General features: G+C 46.6%; 7 protein-coding genes. 2 read left to right on the forward strand and 5 right to left on the reverse strand.

The window, feature by feature from the left end; translation table 11 throughout:
• From speB to F8N00_RS15455, 3 genes are all read right to left on the reverse strand, one after another.
• A partial coding sequence (speB, locus tag F8N00_RS15445) for an agmatinase (protein WP_421018518.1) occupies positions 1-449 on the reverse strand: 449 nt, incomplete at its 3' end.
• 114 nt (positions 450-563) lie between these two features.
• Positions 564-1,406, reverse strand: coding sequence for a polyamine aminopropyltransferase (gene speE, locus F8N00_RS15450; protein ID WP_023466799.1), 843 nt, complete (start codon positions 1,404-1,406; stop codon positions 564-566).
• Between the two features lie 144 nt (positions 1,407-1,550).
• Complete coding sequence (locus tag F8N00_RS15455) at positions 1,551-2,222, reverse strand: NAD(P)H-dependent oxidoreductase (RefSeq protein WP_023466797.1); 672 nt, start codon at positions 2,220-2,222, stop codon at positions 1,551-1,553.
• A 377-nt stretch (positions 2,223-2,599) separates the two neighbouring features.
• Between F8N00_RS15455 and F8N00_RS15460 the strand changes: the two genes are divergently transcribed.
• Together F8N00_RS15460 and F8N00_RS15465 are read left to right on the forward strand one after the other, a co-directional pair.
• Positions 2,600-3,934, forward strand: a complete 1,335-nt coding sequence (locus F8N00_RS15460; RefSeq protein ID WP_421018519.1) for a BCCT family transporter — start codon at positions 2,600-2,602, stop codon at positions 3,932-3,934.
• A 90-nt stretch (positions 3,935-4,024) separates the two neighbouring features.
• Positions 4,025-4,870 carry a metallophosphoesterase gene (locus F8N00_RS15465; RefSeq protein WP_023466795.1) on the forward strand — a complete coding sequence of 282 codons (846 nt, stop codon included), beginning with the start codon at positions 4,025-4,027 and terminating at the stop codon, positions 4,868-4,870.
• A gap of 35 nt (positions 4,871-4,905) precedes the next feature.
• On the opposite strand, the gene F8N00_RS15470 is transcribed toward F8N00_RS15465, so the two are convergent.
• The gene (locus F8N00_RS15470) at positions 4,906-5,400 is read right to left on the reverse strand and encodes a YwhD family protein (protein WP_023466794.1); all 495 of its coding nucleotides are present in this window, start codon (positions 5,398-5,400) and stop codon (positions 4,906-4,908) included.
• Between the two features lie 65 nt (positions 5,401-5,465).
• Positions 5,466-6,128 (reverse strand): hypothetical protein (locus F8N00_RS15475; RefSeq protein ID WP_421018520.1); only part of this gene is annotated, 663 nt, incomplete at its 5' end.

The following is a 6,128-nucleotide window of genomic DNA, read 5'->3' on the forward strand; positions in this document are numbered from 1 at the left end:
GACAATGGCTCTCCTTCATACTCATCGCGTAAGTCCGTATGCGCATCAAAGTGAAGCACGACGAAATCATCGTAGTGTTTATCGAACGCTTTGACGACTGGCCACGTGACTAAATGTTCGCCACCCATACCGAGCGGGAACTTGCCTGCTGTCAGTAACGAATCGACGTATTCTTCAATCATATCAAGTGATTTTTGAGCATTCCCGAATGGTAACGGGATATCTCCCGCGTCAAACAACTTCGCGTCGGCGATGTCACCATCTAAGTACGGGCTATATTCTTCTAAACCAAGAGATACTTCACGGATACGTGCCGGACCAAATCGTGAACCCGGACGGAAACTGACCGTCCAGTCCATCGGCATGCCGTATAAAATTCCTTTTGCATCTTCGTGAGTCGGTTGACTCGCGATAAAGACTTTTCCTGAATATGCTTCATCAAAACGCATGATCCATTCCCCCTGTTCATTTGCCGTTTGCTGATACAAACGTCTGTTTACCTGACAACAGAGCGATTTCGAAGATCGAAACCGCTCTGTTCATGTGTGCTATAGTGACTGAGCTCAGCCGTTCGTCAAATCTTTAACGAATTTCGGAAGTGCGAAAGCTGCCGTGTGAAGCTCAGGCGTGTAATACTTCGTGTCGATCTCGTGGAAACGCTCTGGTGCAACAGCAAGCGGATCGTGTTTCTTTGATCCGATCGTGAACGTCCAAAGACCACTTGGGTACGTCGGAACGTTAGCGATGTAGAGCTTCGTGATTGGGAAGATTTCTTTAACATCACGTTGGACATCACGGATCAAGTCTGGTGTGAACCATGGGTTATCCGATTGCGCGACGAAAATACCGTCTTCTTTCAATGCTTTTGAAATACCAGAGTAGAAGCCTTTCGTGAACAAGTTGACCGCTGGACCAACTGGTTCAGTCGAGTCGACCATGATGACATCATACTCGTTTTCTGCTTCTGCGATATGCATGAATCCATCCCCAACGATGACTTCGACGCGTGCATCGTCCAATCCACCTGCAATGTTCGGGAGGTATTTTTTCGAATACTCGATGACTTTTCCGTCGATTTCAACTAAAACAGCTTTTTCGACGGACGGGTGTTTCAAGACTTCACGGATGACTCCGCCGTCTCCTCCACCAACGACCAGAACCGATTTTGGATTCGGGTGTGTGAACAACGGGACGTGCGCGACCATCTCGTGGTAAACGAACTCGTCCTTATCTGTCGTCATGACCATTCCGTCAAGTAACAACATCGTACCGAACTCGTCCGTTTCAACCATCTCTAGGCGTTGAAACTCCGTTTGTTCGCTCTCATAAACGTGGTTGACACGGAATGTGATACCGTAATCTTCCGTTTGGTGTTCCGTGAACCATAACTTTAATTTTTGTTCCATTTGCGATAGAACCCCTTTCTTTCATCAAGACAAAAGTTGTTCGTATGCGAGTGGCGTTTACGGCGCTTCTTAATCATACAAATGCGAGTATACCGAATTTCGAAAGAAACTTCTATATAATTCGAAAATTTTTGTCTTCTGTCTTTACTCGACGAACGTCACGATTTCATCAAGTGGACGACGTTGCTTATCACGTTTTGGTTCGTCTGCCCGGTAACCGAATGCGACCATGACCGGCACCGTGAAAACAGAACGATCGAGCAGTCCACGATCGACGAGTAATTGCTCGACGGCTTGCTGGTCGAATCCTTCGATTGGACATGAATCGATACCGATTTGTGCTGCCGTCGACATCATGTTTCCGAGTGCGATATAGGCTTGTTTTGCTGCCCAGTCTTCCATCGCTTTTGGGTTATCACCAATCGCGAAATCCTTCTCTAAAAACAGACCATAACGCTTCGTCCGTCCGGCCTTTGCTTCTTCGGATAGACCAAGGAAATCCATCATCTGCGTGACATGTGGACCATTTGCCTGCATTTGTTCTCCTGTCCGGGCGAGGAACAAGACGAAGTGACTCGCTGTCGGCAATTGTCCTTGTGCGCCCCAAGAGATTTCTTTTAATGCGTCTCGGATTTCTGGATTTTGAATGACGAGCATATTCCATGGCTCATATCCGAACGAGCTCGGTGACAGACGCGCCGTTTCTAAAATGAACCGAAAATCGTCTTCTGGGATCATTTGACCATTAAATGTCTTGGTCGCATGACGAGATTGAAATGCTTCGAGAATCGCTTGTTTTTGTTGTTGTTTTTCCATTGGAAATGCCTCCTTCAAAATGATGACTGCTTTTGTTATATCAAATCTGATTTCAGACCGCCTCTGATTTGCTCACATCAAGCTTTACGTTAGTTTTAAGACGAAACGGGAAATAATAGTATTAACGTTTTCCTTTTTTTATTTCCACATTATTTTAAAAACGCTTGATTGCAATCTTTTTTGCTTATCCTTCCATGAAAAACATTGATCTCTTTATTCTCATTTCCCGGTCGATTTGCTTTTCCACACAAATGTTTGTTACGGTAGTACCCTGCGTGATTAGGTTTTGTTATCGGATCGACGGGGTAATGATAATGTCGTTGCCATCATTTGATACAGAACAACTATGTAAAATTCGAAAGAAGGTGTTGAACACGATGGAAAATAATCGAAAAAGTAAGATCACAAAAGTCTTTATGGTATCCGTCATTTTCTGTGTGCTCTTTACCATATGGGGAATCTTACCGGAATCCCTAATCGGTGCAGCTAGTCTCGGAAATGTCACAGCTAAAGCACAATCCTTTGTTTCTAACGGATTTGGCTGGCTATATCTTCTCGGCATGAGTGCTTTTTTAATCATTGCTATCTTTTTAATCTTTTCCCGCTTCGGTTCGATTCGACTCGGTAAGGATTCGGACCGTCCTGAATATGGTCTCATTTCTTGGTTTGCTATGCTCTTCAGTGCTGGTATGGGAATCGGGCTTGTCTTCTGGGGTGTCTCAGAGCCATTGACGCACTTTCATACACCGCCAGTCGCAACAGCATTTGGTGTCGCGACGTCGCTCGGTCTCGGTGCACAACAAATCTCAGGTGGATTGAACTTCCTAACGAGTAGTATTCCTAACTCCTTCCTGACACAAATGATCATCATTGTCGTTGTGTCTGTCCTTTACATGATGAGTGCGGCATCCGGACTCGATAAAGGAATCGTTCGTCTCAGTAACGCCAACATCGTCCTCGCCGTTCTGTTGATGATCGGCGTCCTGTTCCTCGGACCGTTCAGTTTCATCATGGACCTCTTCGTGCAAACAACAGGTGCTTATTTGCAAAACTTACCGGTCATGAGTTTCCGGGCATCTGCCTTTAATCCAGACGAACGAGGCTGGATCAACGATTGGACGATCTTCTACTGGGCATGGTGGATTTCCTGGTCACCATTCGTCGGTACGTTCATCGCCCGTGTCTCGAAAGGACGGACGATTCGTGAGTTCGTCATCGGGATCATGCTCGTCCCAACGATCTTTGGTCTCCTTTGGTTCTCTGTCTTCGGTGGATCAGCGATTTGGAACGAATTGTTCCAAAATGTCGATCTGATCTCGACGGTCAACGATAAAGGAGTCGAAACCGGTATGTTTGCTCTATTTGAAACATTCGGTGGCTTAGGCACGTTCCTTAGCATCGTCGCTGTCTTCTTGATTACGACGTTCTTCATTACTTCGGCTGACTCCGCGACATATGTTCTCGGTATGCTATCGTCTGGTGGTAGTCTCATGCCAAGCTTACGCATCAAGCTTGCTTGGGGTATCATCCAGTCTTCAATCGCCGCCGTCTTACTTTATGCCGGAGGATTGAGTGCCCTACAGGCAGCAGCTGTTCTAGCCGCCTTCCCGTTCATCTTCGTCGTCGGAATGATGGTCATCGCCCTGTTCAAAGATTTATCGGAAGAACCCGATGCGCAAAAAGAAGTCACAGACTTAAAACAAGATGCCTAAATCGTTTTGAATTCCTCCTTCCGTCGCATACGGAAGGATGTCTTTTTTGTTATCCTGAATTATGCAAAGTAGAAAGAAATGAGGTGGCTCATGCGAAAACGTACACGCTGGTTAGTATCCCTCAGCGTCCTCGCATTAGGAAGCTGGTTTTTATATCGTGAAAATAACATCATTGATGTCTCACAGGTGACGGTTACGTCAAATCGCTTACCGGAAGCATTTGATGGTTATCGTGTCGTCCAAGTAGCAGATTTACATGGCAAGGCGTTCGGGAATGAACAAGAACGACTACTGAAGAAAATTGATCGCGAAAAGCCGGATCTCGTCGTCATGACTGGCGATTTGATTGACTCGAGGCGAAACGGTGAAGAAGCTGCCCTTACACTCATGAAAGCGCTCGTTGATCGATACCCGGTCTACTTCGTCACCGGGAATCATGAGGTTCGGCTCAATCTAACGATTTTGCCAAAGCTTGAGCAACTGGGTGTCACCGTTCTTCGAAATCAATCACGTGTCATCGAATACCAAGGTCAATCAATTTCGCTGATCGGTATCGATGACCCGACGACGACACGGTGGCGCGAAGGGCTATCAGAACCGGATGGCATTCGTCAAAGTCTCGATCAAGCATTGCAAGACGTATCACCTGATGCGTTTCGACTTTTGCTTGCGCATCGTCCGGAATATAAATCCTTGTATGCCGAGCGTTCCGTTGATCTCGTCTTATCCGGTCACGCCCACGGCGGACAGATCCGCCTGCCGTTTACGGAAGGTCTGTATGCGCCTGGTCAAGGATTCTTTCCAACCGTGACGGCAGGTCGCTATCAGGAACAGCAGACCGAACTGATCGTCAGTCGTGGTCTCGGAAACAGCCTGTTTCCGTTTCGTCTGTTCAATCATCCAGAACTCGTCGTCTTGACGCTGAAACGACCATGAAAAAAGAACGTGTGCCGCGGCACACGTTCTTTTGTTTAGACCAACGCTTCATGTAAAGCAGCGTCAGCATTTTCCCACATCTCAGGTTTATGTGTCTGCAAGAAATCACGTAACAATTCTTTTGAACGCTCATCCATATGATCGACGACAATCCGTCCTTTAAGAGATTTATCCATCTTATTGACGTGATCAGCAAGAATCTTGAATCCGCGACGCGCTTCCGCATCGACTAGCAGATCGCACGCAGCCACACCGCCGTAATAGAATCCTTCTGGCTTACGACCGACCGTCACCCAGACGATCCAGTACAGTTTACCGTTTGGCGTATCGGCTTTGTCCGTCGTGAACTTGACGCGTTTCTCGATGGCTGCTTTCGCGTGCATCGCACCCATGTCGATGTAAGCTTCACCGTCTTCAGGAGAAATGATGACGGGTGACATACTATTTAAGCTAAGTGTCCCGACACCAAATCCACCATGACCGTCTGTTGAGTTATCTGAAATGATATTGAAGTTAATCTTTTTTTCCATCGTGTTTTGTCCCCTTTTAATCCTGTTGCTTCTATCATACCGTATTCCGAGGTGTCTGCAACCAGTCACTCATAACGAAGTAACTGTAATTGTTCCTCTGATGCTCGGCGAATCGTCGGGAGACGATAACACGTCATGGACGCAATTTCCTCATGTGCCGGGGGATTAACCTCTTCAAGATGAAGCAAAGCGCGGTCAAACAGGGTTTGCGCCGCGCGACCGAACAAGAAGAGACGTTCCAGCGAAGAACACCGCGACCGAATCGCACGTAACTGATGCGCGAGTTCTCTCACTTTCGCCTCGACCTCTTCTTCCATGTCAGCTGTCGGTTTTCGATTTTGAAACAACGGTTTGAAACGTACATCGTCTTCAAGCAACGTCAACATCCCGTATCGCTTTGCTTCTTTTTGATTCAGCAGTTGAGCGAGTTCTTTATCCGTTACGAGTCGTCCGAATGGAATGTTCTGTTCAAAAACGATATCTGAGACTTCGAGTCCTTTTGCACCAGACAACGGATAATTCGTATCTTCCGGTAACGCCCGATCAAAAATCAGTAACGTATGAATCTTCTTCCGTATGATTGCGTCCATATGTCTCTCCTTTTCTGCCGTATGTGTATGACTACCTTCGCTTCCGACAATAATAGCTCCTACCTTATACCCTTCTTTTTCGAAAACGATGTTCGAATTGACGAATCCCCTATCGAATGCGCTATACTGATGGCGTAT

Origin of the sequence: Exiguobacterium sp. A1_3_1 (genome assembly GCF_048985645.1) — a bacterium.
Taxonomy (GTDB): domain Bacteria; phylum Bacillota; class Bacilli; order Exiguobacteriales; family Exiguobacteriaceae; genus Exiguobacterium_A; species Exiguobacterium_A indicum.

Coding starts and splice junctions, on each gene's coding strand:
- F8N00_RS15465 (WP_023466795.1), top strand. CDS start 4,025: ATGCGAAAACGTACACGCTGGTTAGTATCCCTCAGCGTCCTCGCATTA.
- speE (WP_023466799.1), bottom strand. CDS start 1,406: ATGGAACAAAAATTAAAGTTATGGTTCACGGAACACCAAACGGAAGAT.
- F8N00_RS15470 (WP_023466794.1), bottom strand. CDS start 5,400: ATGGAAAAAAAGATTAACTTCAATATCATTTCAGATAACTCAACAGAC.
- F8N00_RS15460 (WP_421018519.1), top strand. CDS start 2,600: ATGGAAAATAATCGAAAAAGTAAGATCACAAAAGTCTTTATGGTATCC.
- F8N00_RS15455 (WP_023466797.1), bottom strand. CDS start 2,222: ATGGAAAAACAACAACAAAAACAAGCGATTCTCGAAGCATTTCAATCT.